This window comes from Streptomyces albipurpureus (genome assembly GCF_023701525.1).
Lineage (GTDB): Bacteria > Actinomycetota > Actinomycetes > Streptomycetales > Streptomycetaceae > Streptomyces > Streptomyces albipurpureus.
On record NZ_JAMQAW010000007.1, the window covers coordinates 26960 to 46122 of the forward strand.

Here is a 19163-nt window from a genome sequence, read left to right on the forward strand (position 1 = left end):
AGCATATTGATCGGGTACACAGACCCATGTCCTCACCCTTCTCTCGTTGGATGGGTCGGCTCATGCGGGGGCACCGAGCCCAGTCGGCGGGAGGTGCTTGTCCAGGCTGCGCAGCAGTTCGCGGGCCAGAGCAGCGAGTAAGTTCGCCACCAGGGGTGGGGTGGACGGAAATACGGCCTCGCGCGGGGGTGTCGGCGATCACCCGCAGCACCTGCTCGCTCCACACCCGCCCCGAGCAGTGCACGTCGCGCCGCACCACCGTCTCCCCTGCCTCGAAGGTCTCCACCGAGTGCCTCCCTCGTGCCGGCCTGGCCGGGACGTCCGGCCACGCGGGCACCAGCTCAGCCCGCGGGAGCGGAGTGGGCAAGCCGCCCGTTCGGGGCTGCTTACCCACCCCGCCCCTCAGGCGTGCCCAGTCTCCGCCCCCCACAGCGGGCGGGCGTTCCCGGTCCCGCCGCAGTGGAAGCAGCGGCCCGAGCGGGCAGTTCCCGGCCTGCCGATGGTGTCGGCGGCGTCCACCAAGAGCCGGGTGAGGCCGGTCAGATGGTCCTGGTGCAGGGCGAGGTCGTGGCGCCTGCCCACCATGATGTCCAGGGCGACGTCGGGGCCGAGGGTCCGGGCGTCCCAGCTGATGCCGCGCGTGGCGGTGGAGATCATGTCGTGCAGGTCGCTGGTGGTCTGCGTCCCGGTCAGCTGTATCCGCGACGCGAGGACGACGTCCGATGCCTGAACGAAGGACAGCACGCCCGCCGGCAGGACGAACGGCTTCAGGCCGACGACAGGATCGCTGTGCGTACCGCGCAGCCGGGCCAGCGCGTTCCACATGTAGACGCCTGGGCCGTACGGCCAGGCCGCCGCAGCCACGGCCTCGATGTCCTGCTTGTCCCGCCTGTCGCGCCTGATGCCCACGGGTCTCCTCCACTGGTACTTGCTTCGACGCCTCCTTGATACGCCGACTCCGAGGCACCGTGCGTGCCCGGACCCCGGTCGTCCCATCCGCTGGCGCGGAGACTTCAAACCCCGTCCCACAGGGCGGTCCGACGACTCCCCGCCTGCCCCGAACCGAACCGGACGCCGGACAATCCCTTTGCGGCGAGGGCGTGCCCGGCGTCACGCACAACGTCAGCGGCCGACCGGCTCCGGGTAGCGCTCCCGGCGCAGGTCCGGGTCGACGACGCCGATCTCGAACCAGGGCTCACCCAACTGAAGTCGGGGCAGGGTGTTCACCCACACCGCGACGGCGATGCCCTCCACGTCGGCGGCCAGCGCCTGGAGGCGGTTGTCGAGCAGGTGTTCCGGCAGTCCTGCGAGGACGACGTGGAGCCGTGGGAAGGTCTTCGAGCGGGTGTAGCTGTGGCGCTGCCAGAACGGATACATGGTGCCGATCGTGCCGCGGGTGCCTTCCCAGACGCGGTGCCCTGCGTAGCGCTCGTAGTCCCACACATCCTTCGCGAGGCGGGCGCGGGTCATGGTGCTGTATCTGAGCGCTACCACCACGGGTTGCGCCACGTCCAGGACCAGCTCACCACCTAGCCCCACCGCCCGGTGTGCCAGCACCTCCACCTGGACAGTGGTCGCAGCCGGCCCGGCTCCCGCCTCGGATACCGTGTCCCTCTACGGGGCGCCATAACGGATGTGACGCCCCCCACCGGAGGTAGTCAGCCTATGAGTTCAAAGCGCAGCAAGAATCCAGCCCTGCCCGTACTTGACGACGCATTCCGACTCACGTCGGTCAAGGACACCGAAGAGTCCACCCGTGACTTGGCCGCACGGCTGGCCACCACCGAGCTGCGCCGCGCTTCCCACCCGGGCCGCGTCACCTGGGAGCCCACCGATCAGGCCGAGCCCGTACCGGTCCCACCGACTGTGGTCGACGGTGACGGAGACCTGTGGCTACGGGACCGGGACACTGGCACCTGGACCATGCCCGAGTTCAACCCGAAGGAGTTCCCGGCCCGCTGTGGCGAGGTTCTGACATGGAACCAACTTGCCCGCGAGTTCGGCCCGCTCACCGCACTGGCCGACGACCGCCGCATCGGCGGCGGCCGGCGCTGACCACGCAGCCTTCTGGATGACCACGCCCCTGAAGCGCCCGCAACGGGTAGCTGGGAGCTCCAGCTCACCGCCAAGCTCGACAATGGCGACGAGCAGGTGAGCGTGGTGGTCGCAGGTTCAAGGTGTGTCACCGGAGTGGTAGAAGCGGCACATGACTCCCGGGCCCGCTATGCGGAGTTCACCAAAACGCGGGTCATACAGCTCACTACCGCCCGGCCACCGCGACAACTCGGTGAACAGGGCGACACCGTCGTCGATCTCCTCCGGCCGCCAACCCGTAACGTCCAACAGGAGACCGTCCAGCGGCCCGCCCACGAGCGCGGCATACGTCTGGTGCGGCAACGGACTGCGGTTGGGGTGGTCGGGGTCGGCTGAGCGGCATGGATAGTGAGGATGAGCGGTTGCTGCGGGGCCGGGTCTACCGCCGCGTTCCATCCGCCACTGACACTCGAAATGCCGGCGCCAAGCCCGGTGCCAGGCGATGTCATTGCACTACACAGCCCGCAGCAGGTACGCCCGCCCGCCAACCGCGTGCCCAAGCAGTCCGGTGCCGCCAACGACCGGTACCGCAGTAGCCCCCATCGGCCCGAATAGCGGTCCCGGCTTAGATCAGGGCCGCAAGCAACAACAGCGCGGCCCTGATCTAAGTGGGCCTCAGATGCTGTCCCCGTCGTCTGAAGGCCGACGCTCCCTGCTTCGGGAGAACCCAGCCAGATAACAGGCTCCGCCGGGGGCGGCCGTGCGCTCCCAGCACGGGCCGATCGGGGAGAGAGAGAGGGGTCAGGCCAAGTTGATGTTCTCCGCCTGGGGGCCCTTCTGGCCCTGGGTGATGTCGAACGTCACGGCCTGGCCTTCCTGGAGCTCACGGAAGCCCGAGGAGTTGATCGCCGAATAGTGAGCGAACACGTCCGGGCCGCCGCCGTCCTGAGCGAGGAAGCCGAAGCCCTTCTCCGCGTTGAACCACTTAACCGTTCCCGTAGCCATATCCCATGCCCTCCAGTCGATGAACGCCTCCCACAACACGCGGAAGGCGGAGGTGATCGCCCTGGTCCCTGCGACACAGCACAGCAAAACACCCACACCGAAAGCCTGAGCAAAAAAAGTGGGGGTCCGAACCACGACAGCTGACCGGGACGCTACACGCACACACACCCCGTCACCACAAAAAACCACCCACACACCACACCCCAGCATCCGTGCACAGGGGCACTGTAAAACCGTCCTTGACAGACCCACACAAGGCGCGCGCCGCCACCCGACGGACACGCGCCACCTCACGCCGCAGCCTGCGAGTTCGCTGATCCGGCGGTACGGCGATACTCCGCGTTGATGCGCTGGGCTTCCTCGAGTTGGTCTTCGAGGATGATGATGCGGCAGGCGGCCTCAACGGGCGTGCCGTGGTCGACGAGTTCGCGGGCGCGGGCGGCGATGCGCAACTGGTAGCGGGAATAGCGGCGATGACCACCCGCGGAGCGCAGTGGCGTGATGAGGCGGGCATCCCCGATGGCGCGCAGGAAACCCTGGGTCGTGCCGAGCATCTCAGCGGCGCGGCCCATGGTGTAGGCGGGGTAATCGTCATCATCAAGCCGGCCGTACGAGTCGTCTGCTGTCATCTGCACCTCTCATATCGTGAACGCGGGGAGGGGCCCTGGCGCTATTGCACCAGGGCCCCGAAGGAACTGCTCCACCATCTACCGGCCCTGATACCGCGCCGGTCTACTTGTTCCGCGCGGCCACCCGGGAGAGGGGGGCATTGCGGGGATCGCGGTTGCTTGACCGGAGACCACCTCACTATCGATGTCCTGCGGTACCCGAACTCCAACTGCCGCCCGGGCGATCCTGATGGCGCCGAATTCCTCCGTTCATCCCTCTGGGATCCATCACTTACCTACTACTACTGCTGGTTCTGCTCTCCTGCGTACTGCTCTGTGGCCTGACCAAGCGCCACTCTTCGGCAGCCAGCCCCGTCGCCCATCCCGCAACCGCTCTGGCTTAGAACCCCACTGCCGAACCTCCTGATGCGCGCGCCCGCAGCCGACGCCTTCACCAAGGTGCTACTCAATGACTTCACTGCTGGTCCTACGAACTGCACCTACTGGTACCGCCACTGCGGTACCACTCACGGCGGCCCCTGATCACCGCGGGCCACCCGGTCCGGTCGCCAGTCCCGTCGCCGCCCTACAACAACCCTGGCTTCGAAACTCCACCACCGCACCGCCCTGCGTACTGCAACTACCTGTACTGCTGCTCGGCAGTTCGTCTCTGCCGGGCCCTGCTGTCCTTCTGGCTACGAGAGAAACCATAACCACACCACCACCCAATGTCTACTCCGGCCGAGATAGATTTCCGCGTGCGTGTCTCTGAAGTATTCGGGTGTTGTCGGGTTGAACGGTTGAGGGCGGGGGCACAACGACCGGGCAGGCAGGGCTGGACACCGACAACAGACCCGGAGCGCGCGATGACCACGATGAGCGCCGAGCGCACAGCCATTCGTTCTCAGTCCGCCGCCGAGGCGCGCCAGGCCGCCCGGGCATTCCTCGAAGCCCTCGGGCAGCCGGCCATCGGCCGGGAGCAGGCCGACACGGTCGTCCTGGTCGTCTCCGAGCTCGTGACGAACGCCCTGCGCCACGGCGGCGGCGCCTACACCCTCCGCCTAGCCGCCCACCCCGGCGCCATCGAGGTCGCCGTCGAGGATCCCAGCCCGCGAATGCCGCGGATGCGGACTCCCGACCTCGTCGACGGGACGGGCGGATTCGGCTGGCACATGGTCAACGACCTCGCCCACCGCGTCGTCGTCACGCCCGGGCCCGAAGGCGGCAAGACCGTCCGCGCCCTCCTCCCCAGCTAGCACACTGGGCCGCGCCGCGGCCGTCGTGAGCCCGGGCAAGCCCTGTCGCAATCGGACTGTTTACGAGGGCTTCCAGCGGTCATACGAGGTTCCGTAAGGCGTTTCCACCGAAAGAGGGAGTGATCAGCTGTGTCTGGTGAGCAGAAGACCGAGGCGAAGGTTGAGCAGGCCAAGGGCAAGCTCAAGGAGACCGCTGGTCGCCTGACGGGCAACGAGCGGTTGACCGCCGAGGGCCGTGCGGAGCAGGCCACGGGCGACGCCCGCGAAGCCAAGGAGAAGGTCAAGGACGTCTTCAAGCACTGATCCTCGTATGTCAGGGCCGGAACCGCAGGAGCGGTTCCGGCCCTGACGCGTGTCCTCGCGCTGTCGGCCGGGGTCAGGCGAGGGCGGGCTCGGGCCGACGCAGTTCGGCCTGGCCGAAGAGGAGGGCGTAGCCGCCGGGGAGTTGGCGCAGGATGCGGGCGAGGAGGTCGGGTCCGGCGAGGCGGGTGACTACGGCGAGGACGGCGCCGGTGTCCCAGCGGGCGGTGGCGGGGGTGGCGCCGGTGCGTGCGGCGAGGTCTTTGACGAAGCCCCAGCCGGTGAGGTGTTCGGTGTCGGGGATCTGGGCGGTCAGGGTGAGGGCGGCCTCGGCGGGCAGGCACTGGGCGAGGATGGTGCTTTCGTCGCCGGTGAGCTGGCGGCCGAGGGCAGCCAGGACGTGGTGGACGACTTCCGCGGCGCGTTCGCGGGTGGGGTAGGCGCCTTCGTAGCGCACGCGTTCCAGCATCTGGTCGAACGTCATGACGTGATGGGCCGGGTTCGGTCGAGGCTGGTCGTACATGGCTGCGGTTGCCTTTCTCTGCGAAGGATCCGGCCTCCGGCCGGTGACGGTCAGGTGGGCTGGGGGCCGAGGAGGAGGTCGTAGCCGTGCGGGAGCTGCAGGAGGACCTCACGGGTCAGGACATCGCCTGCGGCGGCGGCCGCGGTGGATCGGCCTCTTCCCGGGGTTTCGTACTCGCCGCGTTCCTGGACATGGGCCAGGAACGACTCCCTCCCTGCGTATCGACATCACGTCACCTCCGGGAATGGGGTGAAGGGGTCACGGAGGGGCGGAGGGCGGGATGCCGGAGGGGGAATCGGCTTTCCCCGCCCTCCGCGGCCGGCTGGTGGGCGGGTTTCAGCCGGAGATCTGCCTGCGGTCGGCCGTGCCGCCGATGCTGATCTTGCGGGGCTTGGCGCGCTCGGCGATCGGGATGCGCAGGGTCAGGACACCCGCGTCGTAATCGGCGTGGATCCGCTCGGTGTCCAGGGTGTCGGAGAGCATGATCTGGCGGGAGAAGACACCGAGGAGCCGCTCGGAGAGCTCCACCTTCACGGATTCGGCCTTCGCGACCGGGCGGCGCTCCGCCTTCACGGTCAGCATGTTCCGCTCGACGTCGATGTCGATCGCCTCCGGGTTCACGCCGGGGAGGTCGAAGGCGATCACGTACTCGTCGCCCTCGCGGTAGGCGTCCATCGGCATCACGGACGGCTTCGACCACGTCCCCGACGTACCCGACAGCTGCTGGACGATCCGGTCCATCTCGCGGAACGGGTCAGTGCGCATCAACATCGCGAAACACCTCCAGTTGGTTCAGGCAGAAACTGCCAATGCGCTTCAACGTGCATCCGTTGTAACATGTCATCGAAACGATGACAAGAACGGAGTCATCTGGAGGATGACAAGACGCCGGAGAATCCCATGAACGAACCCACCCCGCCTACCGCACCCGTTCCCTTCCTCGCCGCCGCGGCAGCGCTGGAGGCCATCAACCAGTCCGTAAAGGACGCACAGCAGCCCCCCGGGGGAACACCGAAGACGACAGCGCCGCCCGCAGCCGGCTCCGGCCCGCACCCGGCCCTGGCCGCACTGCTGACGCTGCGCGAGATCCGCGAACAACTCGCCGGCTGGGAGAGCGGCCTGATCGAAACCGCCCGCGGCAAGGGCGCGAGCTGGGCCGACCTCGCCGGACCCCTCGGAGTCGCCAGCCGCCAGGCCGCCGAACGCCGCTACCTCCGCCTGCGCCCCGGCACCCCCGGCTCCACCGGCGAAGAACGAGTCCAGGCCACCCGCGACACCCGCGCCGCCGACCGCACCGTCACCGCCTGGGCCCGCGACAACGCAGCCGACCTCCGCCGCCTGGCCGCACAGATCACCGCCCTCACCGACCTGCCCGCCGACACGGTCGGCGCCCTGAACCTGGCCCTCGGCCACGACGACGCCGCCCGCCTCATACGCCCCCTGACCGACACCCGGGCCCACCTGCGGCCCCAAGACGCGGACCTCGCCGAACGCATCGACACCCTGACCCGGCACACCGAACAACTCCGCCAGACAACTCACGGCCAGCGCAGCACCTGAGCAACACCCGCCCCCATCACGCTCACCCGAAAGCCCCTCCCCTATCCGGCACCCACCGGCCGGCGAGGCGTCGTGGAGGACAACGACTACCCTCCTCCGGATGCCTGAGGTGGGGGCAACAACTCCTTGAGATGCCGGCTCCCGTCATCGCGGACGCTCTCGGCTACCACGACAAGACCACCACCCGCCTGCTGCCAGGACGACCGTCACCAAGAGCAGGAGGAAAGTTGGTTTGAAGGCGATCACTATTTCCCTTTCGGGGCAGGCTGCTGCTGCTGGCAGGGGTGAAGATCTCCGCCAGTTCACCTTTCCCGGGAGTTGTCGTGGACCACAGCCGTACCGGTACGAAGCGGCCCGTGGCTGCGGCGCGCGCCGCCGGGCGCACGCTGTGAGCCTTGTGTTGCTGGAGAGCGAGGACGTGGCGTGGTTCCGCGACGACCTCAACGCCGCCCGGGGGGTCGCCTCCCGGCTCGCCAGGCGGATCGGACTGGGCGAGCACCGGGTCGGGGAGGCCGTCCTGGCGGTGTCCGAGGCCGCCTCCAACCTGGCCAAGCACGCCGTCTCCGGAGCGATCGTCCTGCGGATCGTGCGCACTGAACAGCACATCGGGCTCGAATTCCTGGCCCTGGACGACGGACCGGGCATGGCGGATGTGGCCGCCTCCATGCGGGACGGCCGCTCGACCGCTGGCACACTCGGTATCGGCCTGGGCATGATCACCCGACTCGCTGACACCTTCGACCTCCACTCCATCCCCGGACAGGGGACAGTCATGCTGGCCCGATTCTGGCCACGGGATTCACGGCTGCGCCGTCCAAGCGCCCGGCACGCATCGCCGGAATCCGTGGTGGCAGGAGTGACCCGGTGCATCAGCGGAGCACAGACAGTCGAGGACGGCCGGCCGGCGTGCGGAGACGGCTGGGCAGCACGCTGGGACACCGCCGAAACACCGGCACCGGCCCCCTGGCCTGCCCCGCATGACGCGGTGCCAGACGCCCGCACCTCCGCCCAGGGCCGGACCGTGCCCAGGCCCGACAGACTCGCGGCAGCCCCTGTTTCCACTGCCCTCGGCGTGGGGCGGGCGGTCCTGGTCATGCTCTGCGACGGACTCGGTCACGGCCCCCTGGCGGAGATAGCCACCCAGGCCGCGATCCGTGCCATCCGCACCGGCAGGAGTCGATCGCCCGAAGAAGTCATGACGGACATCCACCAGGCCCTGGCCGGCACCCGGGGCGCTGCGGTGGCCGTGGCCCGTATCGAACCGGACTGTCGGCGGGTGCTCTTCTGCGGAGTGGGCAACATAGCCGCCGCGATCGTGACACCCACATCCAAGACCAGCCTGGCCTCGCAGCCAGGGATCGTCGGACACCGCATACCCATCCTCCGCACCACCACCCATCCCCTGCCCGCCGGCAGCACGTGGGTCATGCACTCCGACGGCCTGACCCAACGCTGGAACCCCCAAGACCTTCCCGGACTCCTTGAGCACACCCCGCCCGTGATCGCCGGACACCTCCTACGCACCGCAGGCAAACACCACGACGACGCCTCCATCCTCGTCGCCAAAGGAATGTGGTGAGCGCTCGAAAACGAGCCAGGCTGGTGTTACGTCTGTGGGTCCGCAGGCGGGCAGCAGCGAGAAGGAAATCCGAGAACTGCTCACCGAAGTCGACCACCACGTGTTCACAGTGAAGATCCCGGTCCCGGACGACATCAAGCAGGCCACAGGCTTTCCCGTAGAGAAGGCATCCCGAGGCCCCTTCGGCGAACTGGTCACCAAGATGCAGACCCGGGGGCTGGTCAAGAGTGCCCAGGCGTCGCAACTTCCGAGAGACGGCCGACAAGGGTGCTCAGCACTCTCCGGTCCACAAGGAGACCTCCACGCCCACATCCAAGCCCACGTCGACCGCGGCCCGTCAGTACTTCGTCATGGGAAGCAGTTCGGCATGCCTGACCGTGTAGCCGCCCTTGGTCACCGGGGCGTACGCGGCGGGGGCCATACAGGTGCCGACCAGGGCCTCCGCGGGAGCGGCGTCGCGGCTCGGCAGCAGGTTCACGCCGTTCCACGAGAAGCCCACGCGGTCCCGGGAGCGCCCCTTGTCCTCGCCGCTGTCGTAGACACTGAACCCGACCCGCTTGCCGACGTCATCTACCGGGCCGCCATCGCTCACCCTGGTGATGACCGCCGTCAGCGTCGCGGTGCGGGGGCCGGTGACCAGGCAGTCCACGAGGCCTTCGGACGTGTAGGTCCTGTTCCGCTCGGCGGAGTAGTGGGAGACCGTGAGCGTGCCCCGAGCATCGGTCGGAAGCCCCGTGGGGGTCCCCGGCAACGGCCGACTGTACGGGGCCGCCCGCGCGTCGAAGCTGAACGAGCGGACGTCGTCATCCGGGTAGTAGGGAAGGACGAACTCCGCGCTCCCCGTGACGCTCGCGTACGCGGTCTTGTCCGCACGCTGCTCGGCGGAGGCGACGGGGGCAGCACTCAGGGGTAAGCCGACGACGAAGGCCGCGAGTAGGGCCGGAAGGACCATCGTCCTGGGGCGGGGCATTGCAGTCATCGGGCTCTCCAGGTGGTTGAGGGCCCCATTGATGGGGTCGCCCCATCAATGCGTCCGTCCCCGTCCGAGCCATCCACCTTGATCCGTAACCCCTCACGGGTTCGCCTCAGACCCGAGACCTACCGGGGCGTCAGCCTCGGGTCGCACGCACAGCCCACTGCCTTCCCCCTCTGGCTGAAGGTGAAAGCCAGCGTGGCGGCGCCCTGTCCGACACTCAGTGCCTGGCACTCAGAGCCGTCACCACCTACTGACACGGACTCTGCGATCCCACTGCCATAACCCTGCGCATCCCACTGGCATCCACCCTGCGCACGACAACACGTCCGGGCCGCCGCCGTCCTGAGCGAGGAAGTTGTCCGGAACGGGGCGTGGGCACCACCGGTCCCCCCGGCCGCAGTGAGGTCAGGATCGATGAGGAGGCCAAGGTCGTGGCGCGCGTCGGTGGTCGCCCCAGGAACGATGATTTCCAGGGAACGTTCACGGCCGCCTCAACAGCCCATGTCAGACGAAACCCGCAGGCCCGCGGAGCGCGACACACAGCGTTCCCGCCTGTTCATCCCCGACCTGGACTGAGTCCGTCCGTCCCGCTACGCGGCGGACGGTGACCGGGCGTCGTCGGCGAGCCTGATGAGCGCCAGCGCGGAGCGGTACTTCTCGGCGGAGTAGCCCAAGGGCCGGTCACCCGTCCTCTCAGTCTCCTCGTACAGCTTCCGCTGCGTCTCTGCGTAGGACCGGAGGACGGACCGGGCCCGGCCCGTCGTCACGTCCAGCGCGGCCGCCACCTCGTTCCAGGTGGCACCCCACCTCATAGCGTCGTGCACGAACCAGGAGCGGTCCCGGAAGAGCATGCGGTGAATGCTCTCACCCAGGGCGAGGACCGCGAGCGCGTCGTCCGCGGTGGCGGTCTCTCCGGGGTGGCAGCCGGAGGGCAGGTGCCGGTCCACCAGGCGGTGGTAGTGCGCGAAGTACTTCTCGGCCAGCCACGGCAGCAGGACCCCGTATCCCACATCGTCCGGCCTGCGGATCACCCGAGCCCGCCACTCCTCGTGCGAGCGGGGCGAGTCGACGGGGACGGCGGAGGGCCGCGACCGCGCCGGTTCCGAGGGCGCACGTGTCCCACCGGTCCGCGCGCCGGGCGCGGCCGTGTCCGGCGCCGGGACGCCATCACGGTAGGCCCTCCGCGTGGCGGACCAGGCCAGAAGGGCCACCACGGCCAACGCCCCCAGGTGCGCCCCGGCTCCCGCGAGCAGGAACCACCAGGGTGACCCGCCCCGGTCCGCCGCGTCGAGGCCGAGCCCCACGGACGCCACCAACGCCACGACCAGGCCAATCCACGGCAGCAGGACCATCGCCACCGCCCACGTCCTGACCGGCTGTTCGACGTTGACGCACACCCAGAGCGCGATCAGGTTGACCAGGAACCCGCACCCCGCGAGGACGGCTACCACGCCCAGGTAGAGCATCGGCCACTCCTCCGACGCGCAGGAACCACCGCTCGCGTGCTGCATGAGTGCGTTCATGGGCTCCCCGCCGTCCGGTCCGCTCGACTACCACCCCCGACGGTACGAGGAGTTCGGCGCCCCGCCCTGAGCACTCGCACTCAGCCGGACCCGGCCCGCTACTCAACCGGCCCGCCCGCGCGCCCCAGGACGGTCAGCGGTGGTGCCAAGCAGAGTGGTCCTCGTTCCACCGCTCCAGGGCCCGGGCCCGCTCCACCTCGGCGTCCAGACGCTCGATCCCCGACAGCGTCAGCTACTCAGGCCGTTCCCGGGGGCGACCTGCTTGTCAGTCGAGTTGCAAATCTCGACAACCTACGAGCATCCTGCTGTGACTGAGGGACCTGAGACCTCTCGGATTCATGTCAGTACGCGAACTGCGCGTCTATCGCCCGAAGACAGTAGACACACACCCGATCTCTCACCCCGCGACAGTGACACCCCGACACAAAAAAGCCCGCTGACCAGTACCCCCACCATCCGAACAGACTCTCTCACCACCACTGTCCCGAAACCGAGAGATCGCACGCAGAGAGAGGTTGATCTCTCACTCGGTCTGCTCTCCCACTTCGTGCGGGGCAGCGCCTCGCCTTCCCCGCTGACACAGGGGTGGCAGGAGAACCAGTCAGCCGATCTCCTGCTCACTCACGCGAGCGGGAAGCCGCCCTCGAAGAGTGGCTGTCGCCCCTGATGTGAGGCCCACGGACACCCCCACGCTTCCCCACCCGGCTCAGTTCCCATCCTGGCGGACACCCGAAATGCCCGGCGGTGTCCGGCTCTGTGCGATCGCCACAGCGGCCCGGATCTCCGCGGAGAGCCGGGCCGCGTCCTCGGTATAGCCGGTCAGCAGCAGCCGTCCACCGTGCTGAAGCCGGATGACCAGGTGGACGTCCCAGCCCATGAGCCGGCCCAAGGCGTGATCCTGCCCACGCTCGACCACACGGTGGATCGCCGTCCAGGGCACCACCCGGGTGCCCCCCAACCACCGGTGGACCAGTCCTCCCTCGCGCAGTACGAAGACCTCACCGTGCCGCTTCAGGGTCCGCATGACGCCGGTGCCACCGCCGAAGAGTCCGATGAGCGCACCGCCCCAGAGCAGCCCGGCAACCTGCGCGCTGCCACCGTCCCCGGAGAAGACGTCCACGGTCACTGGGACGGAGACGCCCGAGAGGACAAGACCGACCAGCACCGCGCCGACCGCGGCGCGCCAGCGGCGGTCGTTGTCCGTCGGGTGGTTGCGGATGAAACTGCCCAACGCGCGCTCAGGTTCCGTGGCCATAGATGCCTCCACCGAGGTCTCTTCCGCAGTACCGCCAGTCTCCGAGAGACCGGGCGGGAGGACAAGGGGGTTGCCCAAATGGGAGAGCGGCGGCACTCGGACGGAACCTGAAACGGAATCTTGGCCCGTCCACGATCCGCGCAGGTCGGGACCCGCGCCGCCGGAGATCTGGTGAACTCACCTTCTACCAAGGGCACTTGGAAACTTCTTTCCCCTCTGCGGGCCCCTGGCCAGGGTGCATGGGGTGACCGCCATCCGCTTCACGAAGGAGATCCTCACCGACGACCACGAAGACGTCGCCGATGTCCTGCGCCAAAGCCACCGTCCCCCGACCCCACACCGAACACATCACCATCAACGGAACCGAACACACCGTCAACTCGGCGTGTGGGTCTCGAACACCAAACAACGACTCGAACGCCTCACCCACCACCAACGCACTACCCTCCGAGAAGCCGGCGTCGAATGGGCCTGACACCACCCGCAACCGGCCGTTGACCTGGCCGAACACCCCGAGGGGCCTCCGTGTCCTCGTGTTTCCTGGGTGCGTACCCGCCGGTCAGGCGCGCTCTGCGTTCCCATGGCGCGCATCACCGCTAGACACTGTCCGGCGGATCATGCTTCGGGGTCGAGGGGCCGGAGGTCGTAGAGGTAGGAGCGGTCGTTCTTGAAGCTGCGCCAGACGGTGGCCGGGGGTTCTGGTTCATCAGCGTGGCTGTTGACAGGATGGGCGGTCACGAGGCCGTCGGCGATCTCACAATGCCAGCCGTCGGCCGGCGACCAGACACACCACACGTACCCGTCCGTTCTGCGATAGGCGGGGCGGCCGTGGTGCTCGCCGTCGCGTTCGAAGTGGTAGCGGAGCCCATCGACGTGGCGCACGAAGGTGAAAGATGCAAGTGCCGTCATACCTTCCGCACCGTATGGGGATTCCCGCGTCGCTGAACAGGTCTTTCTCACGAGCCAGTACGCAGATTCCTCAACAAGTGCGCTACCGCTGCACGTAGACCGTGCCCTGCCACCAAGAGATTTCCTCTCCCTACCACTCGGGCATCTCAGCGAGAATCTCCTTGGGCTACGAAGCGAGAGTCAGCACGTACAGACCCCAGTCGGCGTCACCAGCCGTGAGGAAGTTGGCAGTGGCTATCGACCGCGCCCTTGACGCGAAGCAGGGGCGGAGGTGGTCGGCGGGCGGTGGGCGGGGACCACCGGCTCTGGGCGCGGGGTTCGGTTGTCTCCGGGTGTCGGTTGGTGGGGTGGTTGTTCGTCGGTGTGGTCACAAGTGGGGGAAGGGGGCTGTGTGTTGGTGGGTGGGTGGTGAAGGGTTGGGGGATGACGGGACTCGGGGGGGGCGCCGTCAGCGGCGTGTGTGGCTGCTGGCCGGTGTGGTGTGTGTGCTGGTGGCGGTGGCAGCCGCCGTGTACGTGGTGCGGCAGCTGAGCCATGGGGGGCTGAAGGCGTCGGACACCGCAGGGTTGTTCGCGGTGGCGCTGGCGGTGGCCGCCGGGCTGGTCGCGGTGGTCGCCTTACGGAAGCAGTCCCAGGCGAACACCGCCGCGTTCGCCGACGCCACGCTCGCCCGCGGCTGGGCCGCAACGCTGGCAGGTCAGGTTCAGGCCGGGGAAGGCGCCGTGTGGCGGAAACTGCTGGGCGACGACACCGAGCGCATCAACCTCGCCTACACCCTGGTGTCCGGCGGGGTAAGGCCCGCCGCGGCGCCGAATGCGGGGCGGTTGTTCGCGGACGGGCCGGGTGGGTCGGCGGTGCCGGACATCGTGGCCTACTACCAGACGACGAAACCGTTGCGGCTAGTGATCACCGGGGCCGGAGGGGCCGGGAAGACCGTATCCGCCCTGGAACTCCTGCTGGGACTGATCGAGGGCCGTGGGGAGGACGAACCCGTGCCGGTGCGGATACCGCTGTCACGGTGGGAGACCGACCGCCAGACCCTGCCCGAACTGCTGGAGCAGCGGCTGACGGAGGACTACGACTGGCCGCGGCATATGGCCGCCGGTTTGGTCGGGCACGGCCTGGTGCTGCCGGTTCTGGACGGCCTCGACGAGATGGACCCGGCAGGCCCTGACGGTTTACCGGACCCTGCGGCGCCCCGGGCCACCGCCGTCGTGGAGGCGCTGAACGCGTATCAGCAGGGCGGGGAGGCGGGTGCGCTGGTGCTGACCTGCCGCACCGGGCACTACGACGCCTTGGTGCCACGGGCGGTGGTCGATGCGGCCAGGGTCGCGGTTCAGCCCGTCGGCGCCGACGACGCCCGGGACTACCTCACCGGCCGTGCGTGGGATGCGGGCCGCTGGCAGTCCCTCACCGACCACCTCGCCGGCCACCCGCACGGGCTCCTCGCCGGTGTGTTGTCGACGCCGTGGCGGCTGTGTCTGGCCGCCACCGTCTACCACCGGGACGGCGACCCCGCCGAACTCCTTACCCTGCCGGATACCGACGCGGTGGACGCCCATCTCCTCGCCCGCTACATTCCCGCCGCGGTCAGTACGGCCCCCAACCCGGACGGGTACACCGCGGAGGAGGTACACCGCTGGCTCCACCGCCTCACCCGCCACCTCGACCCAGCGGGCACAGCAGGCGGCACAGGTGCCCCCGGGGGCGCGGGGGCGCACGGCCCGGAGGGCACGGATCTACTCCTGCACGAACTGTGGCCCCTCGCCGGACGCCGGCGTGTTCGGGCGACCGAGGCCGCCCTCATCGCCCCGGCCGCCCTGGTTGTCCTCGTGCTGGGACTCGCCGCCCGTGCTTTCCCGGGGTGGCTGGTCGTGGTCCTGTCCGCCCTGCCGGCAGCAGCACTGACCGTCCCAGCAGTGAGGCCCCAGCGCTGGACATACCCGCGCCGCGCCGCCTGGACCGACAGGCCCCGTGCGGCCACGAGCTGGCTCGTGGCCGGGGTCGCGGCCGGGCTCACCGCCGGGCTCCTGACCGGGGTCGCGGTCATGATCGCGGCCGGGCTCATGGCCGGAATAACCCAGGAGCCGGGTACGGGCCGCAGGACACGGGCCGCCATCAGAACCGACGCCCGCCTCGCGCTCATCGCCGGTATCACGGCCGGGCTGATGGCCGTGCTCTTGGCCGGGATCGCGTTCGGCCTCACGGTCGGCCTCTTGGTCGGGCTCATGGTCGGCGCGGCTTCCCGCAGGTATCTGGTGTTCCTGCTCTGCTTGCGCGGGCAGCTGCCGTTCCGGCTCGGGCGGTTCCTCGACTGGGCAACCGACGCGGGGCTGCTGCGGTACAGCGGAGCGGCGTACCAGTACCGGCACCGGGAGTTCCAACACTGGCTCCGACAACACCCGAACCCGCCACAGATGCCCTAACCCCACACACCCCGCTGGCACAGACAACGGCAGACGGACCCACAGCACGGACAAAGCGCAGCAGGCGCCGGGGGCGCAACAGGCCGAGCAGGGCGGCCAGGCGCAGCGGGGTAGATGGTGGCCGAAGCCAGAGCGGGGTGGCGGGTAGGCCGGGCGGGATCCGGCCGCCCCCAGGGGGTGTTCGGTGGTGTTCGTCTTCGTCCGGCCGGACCCCGGCGAACATCCCACCTGCGACGTTCGGATCACACCCGAACCGAACACTCTCTAGGGGATCCGTCGTGAACCATTCCGCTGTCGTCCTGCTCGGCATTGGCCTGGTGGTGGTTGTCGCCGCCCTGACCGCCGCCGGGGCGGGGAAGCTCGCCCGGCTCGCCGGCGCTGACTACCCTGCCGCTCTCACCCGCGCCGGGGCCGTGTTCGCCGGCACTCTCACCCTCGCCGCCGTCATCACCGCCACCCTCACGGCCGTCCTGTAGTGAACAAGCTGCTGAGGGTGGGGAGATGCGCCCTGCCCGGGGCGTCTGCATGGGGTGGACCGGCGGGCGGTTCTGGACTTTGGGATGAAGGAAGATGAGGGCCTGCGAAAGAGGCGCCGGGGGGCGGAATAGGTGAACGACCACCAGACAGAGCGCGAGCGGGCACTCGCCGGGCTACGCAGCCGGCTGGCTGACGCGCTGGCCGGCGCGCGGCTGACCAAGGCGCAGCTTGCTGTGCGGGCGGGGCTGGGCCGGACGACCGTGCACGGAGCATTCCAGCACGGCGCGCCCGTGCCCTCGGCAGCAACGGTGGCAGCCCTGACGAAAGCGCTGGGCCTGCCGGCGGACGAACTTCTACAACTCCGCCGCACCGCAGTGGCAGGCAATGTCGGCGAAGACCGTCCCGCCGCGGGACCAGGGTTGGTGGGTCTGGGGTGGCCAGGAGTCGAAGGCCTTCACGATTCGACCACTCATCAACCGTCGGATAGCGGATGGCCGGTGGAGATCGGGCCGGTCCCCACCCTGGCAACCGCGTTCCAGCCCCGGACCGGATTACGCGAACGCATCGACGCGGCACGCGCCGACAGCGGAGCAGTCGTCCTCACCCAGACCGCACCCAGAGAAGAAACCCGGGCCCCGGACGGTCGGCATGGGCGGACGCGCGTACTGTCCGGAGGGGGCGGGGTTGGTAAGTCCCAACTCGCCGCCTCCTACGCCACCGACGCCCTCGAAGACGGAACTGATCTCGTCCTGTGGACCTCCGCGGCTGAAACCGGGCAGGTCATCACCACCTACGCCCAAACAGCCCTGCGGGTCCGCGCACCCGGCGCGGACGAGCAGGACCCGGAAGCGGACGCCCGCGCGTTCCTGGCCTGGCTGAAGACCACACGGCGGCGGTGGCTCATCGTGCTCGACGACGTCACCGACCCCGCGGCGATGCAGCCGTGGTGGCCGATCAGCCGCACCGGCACCGGCTGGGTCCTCGCCACCACCCGCCTCCACGACGCACGCATGACTGGTGGTGGGCGGACCCGCGTACGGGTCGACGTCTATACCCCGGAAGAAGCCGACGGGTATCTCCGCGCGCGGCTGGGTGGGGACGGGATGGGGCATCTCCTCGACCAGTCGGTGGGTGGGTTGGCCGACGCCCTGGGGTGTCTGCCACTGGCCCTCGGGCACGCCGCGGCCTACATGATCAACGAAGAAATCTCCTGCACCGCCTACCTCCAGCGGTTCAATGACCGGCAGACACGCCTGGAAGAGGCGCTGCCCTCCTGGGCGGACACCGAAGGCTACGGACGTCAGATCACCACCACACTCCTGATGTCGCTGGAAGCCGCCCGCGCGGTTGATCCGACCGGGATCGCCGAACCCGTCCTGCGCCTGACCGCGCTCCTCGACCCCGCAGGACACCCCCACGCACTGTGGGCGACCAGTCCCGTCCTCGACCGCCTCGAGCAGCACCGCCAACCCAGCCGGAACGGTGAGCGGGAACGCCCCACGGCCGCCGAGGCCAGCCGGGCGCTGCGGGTCCTGCACCGCTACGCACTGATCACCCACACCGGCACCGGACCCCGCTCCGTGCGGATCCACGCGCTGACCGCCCGCGCCGTCCGCGAAACCCTCCCCCACCAACTCACGGACGGTCACACACAAGCCGCGGCCGGCGGACTCCTCGCCTGCTGGCCCGAGCAGGACACCCTCCCCGTCCACCGGGATCTCGCCGCCGCGCTGCGAGCCTGCACCGAGAGCCTTTACCACCACACCGGCGACCGCCTCCGGCACCCCGACGCCCCTCTAGTCCTCCATCGTGCAGGCCTGAGCCTCCTCTCCGCAGGCCTGCATACCGCGGCCACCGCACACTGGCAACACCTCGCCACCGTCACCGAACACACCCTGGGGCCCGACCACCCCGACACCCTCGCCACCCGCAACAACCTCGCCAACGCCTGCCAGCAGGCGGGGCGCACCGGCGACGCCATCCGGATCCTGGAGCAGGTCCTGGCCGACTCCGAACGCGTCCTGGGGCCTGGCCATCCCGACACCCTCGCTCCCCGCGGCAGCCTCGCCACCTCCTACGGACAGGCGGGCCGCATCCGGGAGGCCGTCCGGATCCACGAGCAGGTCCTGGCCGACAGCGAGCGCACCCTCGGACCCGAACACCCCCAAACCCTCACCACCCGCAACAACCTCGCCGTCGCCTACGGACAGGCGGGCCGCATCCGTGAGGCCGTCCGGATCCACGAGCAGGTCCTAGCCGACCGCGAGCGCACCCTGGGACCTGAACACCCCACCACCCTCACCACCCGCAACAACCTCGCCAACTCCTACTGGCTGGCGGGCCGCATCCCTGAGGCCGCCCGGATCCACGAGCAGGTCCTCGCCGACCGCGAGCGCATCCTCGGACCTGACCACCCCCACACCCTCAATACCCGCAGCAACCTCGCCACCGCTTACAGGCGGGGCCGCAGCAGCGACACCACCGACGCCGTCCGGATCGAAGAGCAGCTCCTCGCCGACACCGACCGCATCCTGGGACCTGAACACCCCACCACCCTCACCACCCGCAGCAACCTCGCCACCTCCTACCGGCGGGCCTGGCGCACCGGCGACGCCATACGGCTCGAAGAGCAACTCCTCGCCGACACCGACCGCATCCTAGGACCCGAACACCCCCAAACCCTCACCACCCGCAGCAACCTCGCCAACTCCTACCGGCAGGCCGGGCGCACC

18 protein-coding genes and 1 pseudogene are annotated in these 19163 nt (G+C 69.2%); 8 read left to right on the forward strand and 11 right to left on the reverse strand.

The genetic code is table 11. The annotated features are described in order from the left end of the window. Positions 1–402: 402 nt before the first annotated feature. Together NBG84_RS07165 and NBG84_RS07170 are read right to left on the reverse strand one after the other, a co-directional pair. A complete protein-coding gene (locus tag NBG84_RS07165; RefSeq protein ID WP_250918456.1) occupies positions 403–909 on the reverse strand; it encodes a hypothetical protein in 507 nt (168 codons plus the stop codon). Between the two features lie 213 nt (positions 910–1122). Then, a complete protein-coding gene (locus NBG84_RS07170) occupies positions 1123–1470 on the reverse strand; it encodes a hypothetical protein (protein WP_250918457.1) in 348 nt (115 codons plus the stop codon). A 195-nt stretch (positions 1471–1665) separates the two neighbouring features. Between NBG84_RS07170 and NBG84_RS07175 the strand changes: the two genes are divergently transcribed. After that, the gene (locus NBG84_RS07175; protein ID WP_250918458.1) at positions 1666–2055 is read left to right on the forward strand and encodes a hypothetical protein; all 390 of its coding nucleotides are present in this window, start codon (positions 1666–1668) and stop codon (positions 2053–2055) included. A gap of 117 nt (positions 2056–2172) precedes the next feature. Here the strand turns inward: NBG84_RS07175 and NBG84_RS07180 are convergent. The 3 genes and pseudogenes from NBG84_RS07180 to NBG84_RS07190 form a co-directional block, all read right to left on the reverse strand. Further along, positions 2173–2424, reverse strand: a pseudogene (locus tag NBG84_RS07180) (hypothetical protein); the annotation flags it as partial. 411 nt (positions 2425–2835) lie between these two features. Next, positions 2836–3039 (reverse strand): cold-shock protein, encoded by a 204-nt coding sequence (locus NBG84_RS07185; protein WP_250918785.1) that lies wholly within the window; start codon positions 3037–3039, stop codon positions 2836–2838. A 290-nt stretch (positions 3040–3329) separates the two neighbouring features. Further along, positions 3330–3668 (reverse strand): MerR family transcriptional regulator, encoded by a 339-nt coding sequence (locus NBG84_RS07190; RefSeq protein ID WP_250918459.1) that lies wholly within the window; start codon positions 3666–3668, stop codon positions 3330–3332. Between the two features lie 845 nt (positions 3669–4513). Between NBG84_RS07190 and NBG84_RS07195 the strand changes: the two genes are divergently transcribed. Both NBG84_RS07195 and NBG84_RS07200 read left to right on the forward strand, forming a co-directional pair. Further along, complete coding sequence (locus tag NBG84_RS07195; protein ID WP_250918460.1) at positions 4514–4903, forward strand: ATP-binding protein; 390 nt, start codon at positions 4514–4516, stop codon at positions 4901–4903. 129 nt (positions 4904–5032) lie between these two features. Next, positions 5033–5206 carry a CsbD family protein gene (locus tag NBG84_RS07200; RefSeq protein ID WP_250918461.1) on the forward strand — a complete coding sequence of 58 codons (174 nt, stop codon included), beginning with the start codon at positions 5033–5035 and terminating at the stop codon, positions 5204–5206. 73 nt (positions 5207–5279) lie between these two features. Here NBG84_RS07200 and NBG84_RS07205 read toward each other — a convergent pair whose 3' ends face one another. Then, complete coding sequence (locus NBG84_RS07205) at positions 5280–5726, reverse strand: DUF2267 domain-containing protein (protein WP_250918462.1); 447 nt, start codon at positions 5724–5726, stop codon at positions 5280–5282. A 336-nt stretch (positions 5727–6062) separates the two neighbouring features. Continuing rightward, positions 6063–6497: an Hsp20/alpha crystallin family protein gene (locus NBG84_RS07215; RefSeq protein ID WP_250918463.1), complete on the reverse strand. Its 435-nt coding sequence runs from the start codon at positions 6495–6497 to the stop codon at positions 6063–6065. A 129-nt stretch (positions 6498–6626) separates the two neighbouring features. Here NBG84_RS07215 and NBG84_RS07220 point away from each other — a divergent pair, with 129 nt between their 5' ends. Then, a complete protein-coding gene (locus tag NBG84_RS07220) occupies positions 6627–7286 on the forward strand; it encodes an HSP18 transcriptional regulator (protein WP_250918464.1) in 660 nt (219 codons plus the stop codon). A 388-nt stretch (positions 7287–7674) separates the two neighbouring features. Next, positions 7675–8865 carry an ATP-binding protein gene (locus NBG84_RS07225; RefSeq protein WP_250918465.1) on the forward strand — a complete coding sequence of 397 codons (1191 nt, stop codon included), beginning with the start codon at positions 7675–7677 and terminating at the stop codon, positions 8863–8865. Positions 8866–9202: 337 nt separating this feature from the next. Here the strand turns inward: NBG84_RS07225 and NBG84_RS07230 are convergent, their stop codons facing one another. The 4 genes from NBG84_RS07230 to NBG84_RS07245 form a co-directional block, all read right to left on the reverse strand. Next, a complete protein-coding gene (locus tag NBG84_RS07230; protein WP_250918466.1) occupies positions 9203–9844 on the reverse strand; it encodes a hypothetical protein in 642 nt (213 codons plus the stop codon). 587 nt (positions 9845–10431) lie between these two features. Continuing rightward, on the reverse strand, positions 10432–11364 hold the full coding sequence (locus NBG84_RS07235; RefSeq protein ID WP_250918467.1) for a hypothetical protein: 933 nt from the start codon (positions 11362–11364) through the stop codon (positions 10432–10434). A gap of 706 nt (positions 11365–12070) precedes the next feature. Further along, complete coding sequence (locus tag NBG84_RS07240) at positions 12071–12619, reverse strand: hypothetical protein (protein WP_250918468.1); 549 nt, start codon at positions 12617–12619, stop codon at positions 12071–12073. 615 nt (positions 12620–13234) lie between these two features. Continuing rightward, positions 13235–13528, reverse strand: coding sequence for a hypothetical protein (locus NBG84_RS07245; protein ID WP_250918469.1), 294 nt, complete (start codon positions 13526–13528; stop codon positions 13235–13237). 497 nt (positions 13529–14025) lie between these two features. On the opposite strand from NBG84_RS07245, the gene NBG84_RS07250 reads away from it, so the two are divergent. The 3 genes from NBG84_RS07250 to fxsT all read left to right on the forward strand — a co-directional run. After that, on the forward strand, positions 14026–15954 hold the full coding sequence (locus NBG84_RS07250; RefSeq protein WP_250918470.1) for a hypothetical protein: 1929 nt from the start codon (positions 14026–14028) through the stop codon (positions 15952–15954). Between the two features lie 278 nt (positions 15955–16232). Beyond that, positions 16233–16430, forward strand: a complete 198-nt coding sequence (locus NBG84_RS07255) for a hypothetical protein (protein WP_250918471.1) — start codon at positions 16233–16235, stop codon at positions 16428–16430. A gap of 132 nt (positions 16431–16562) precedes the next feature. Continuing rightward, positions 16563–19163: FxSxx-COOH system tetratricopeptide repeat protein (gene fxsT, locus NBG84_RS07260; protein WP_250918472.1), on the forward strand; the 2601-nt coding region annotated here is incomplete at its 3' end.

Coding starts and splice junctions, on each gene's coding strand:
- NBG84_RS07235 (WP_250918467.1), bottom strand. CDS start 11,364: ATGAACGCACTCATGCAGCACGCGAGCGGTGGTTCCTGCGCGTCGGAG.
- NBG84_RS07220 (WP_250918464.1), top strand. CDS start 6,627: ATGAACGAACCCACCCCGCCTACCGCACCCGTTCCCTTCCTCGCCGCC.
- NBG84_RS07195 (WP_250918460.1), top strand. CDS start 4,514: ATGACCACGATGAGCGCCGAGCGCACAGCCATTCGTTCTCAGTCCGCC.
- NBG84_RS07170 (WP_250918457.1), bottom strand. CDS start 1,470: ATGACCCGCGCCCGCCTCGCGAAGGATGTGTGGGACTACGAGCGCTAC.
- NBG84_RS07240 (WP_250918468.1), bottom strand. CDS start 12,619: ATGGCCACGGAACCTGAGCGCGCGTTGGGCAGTTTCATCCGCAACCAC.
- NBG84_RS07190 (WP_250918459.1), bottom strand. CDS start 3,668: ATGACAGCAGACGACTCGTACGGCCGGCTTGATGATGACGATTACCCC.
- NBG84_RS07245 (WP_250918469.1), bottom strand. CDS start 13,528: ATGACGGCACTTGCATCTTTCACCTTCGTGCGCCACGTCGATGGGCTC.
- NBG84_RS07185 (WP_250918785.1), bottom strand. CDS start 3,039: ATGGCTACGGGAACGGTTAAGTGGTTCAACGCGGAGAAGGGCTTCGGC.
- NBG84_RS07205 (WP_250918462.1), bottom strand. CDS start 5,726: ATGTACGACCAGCCTCGACCGAACCCGGCCCATCACGTCATGACGTTC.
- NBG84_RS07230 (WP_250918466.1), bottom strand. CDS start 9,844: ATGACTGCAATGCCCCGCCCCAGGACGATGGTCCTTCCGGCCCTACTC.
- NBG84_RS07215 (WP_250918463.1), bottom strand. CDS start 6,497: ATGTTGATGCGCACTGACCCGTTCCGCGAGATGGACCGGATCGTCCAG.
- NBG84_RS07175 (WP_250918458.1), top strand. CDS start 1,666: ATGAGTTCAAAGCGCAGCAAGAATCCAGCCCTGCCCGTACTTGACGAC.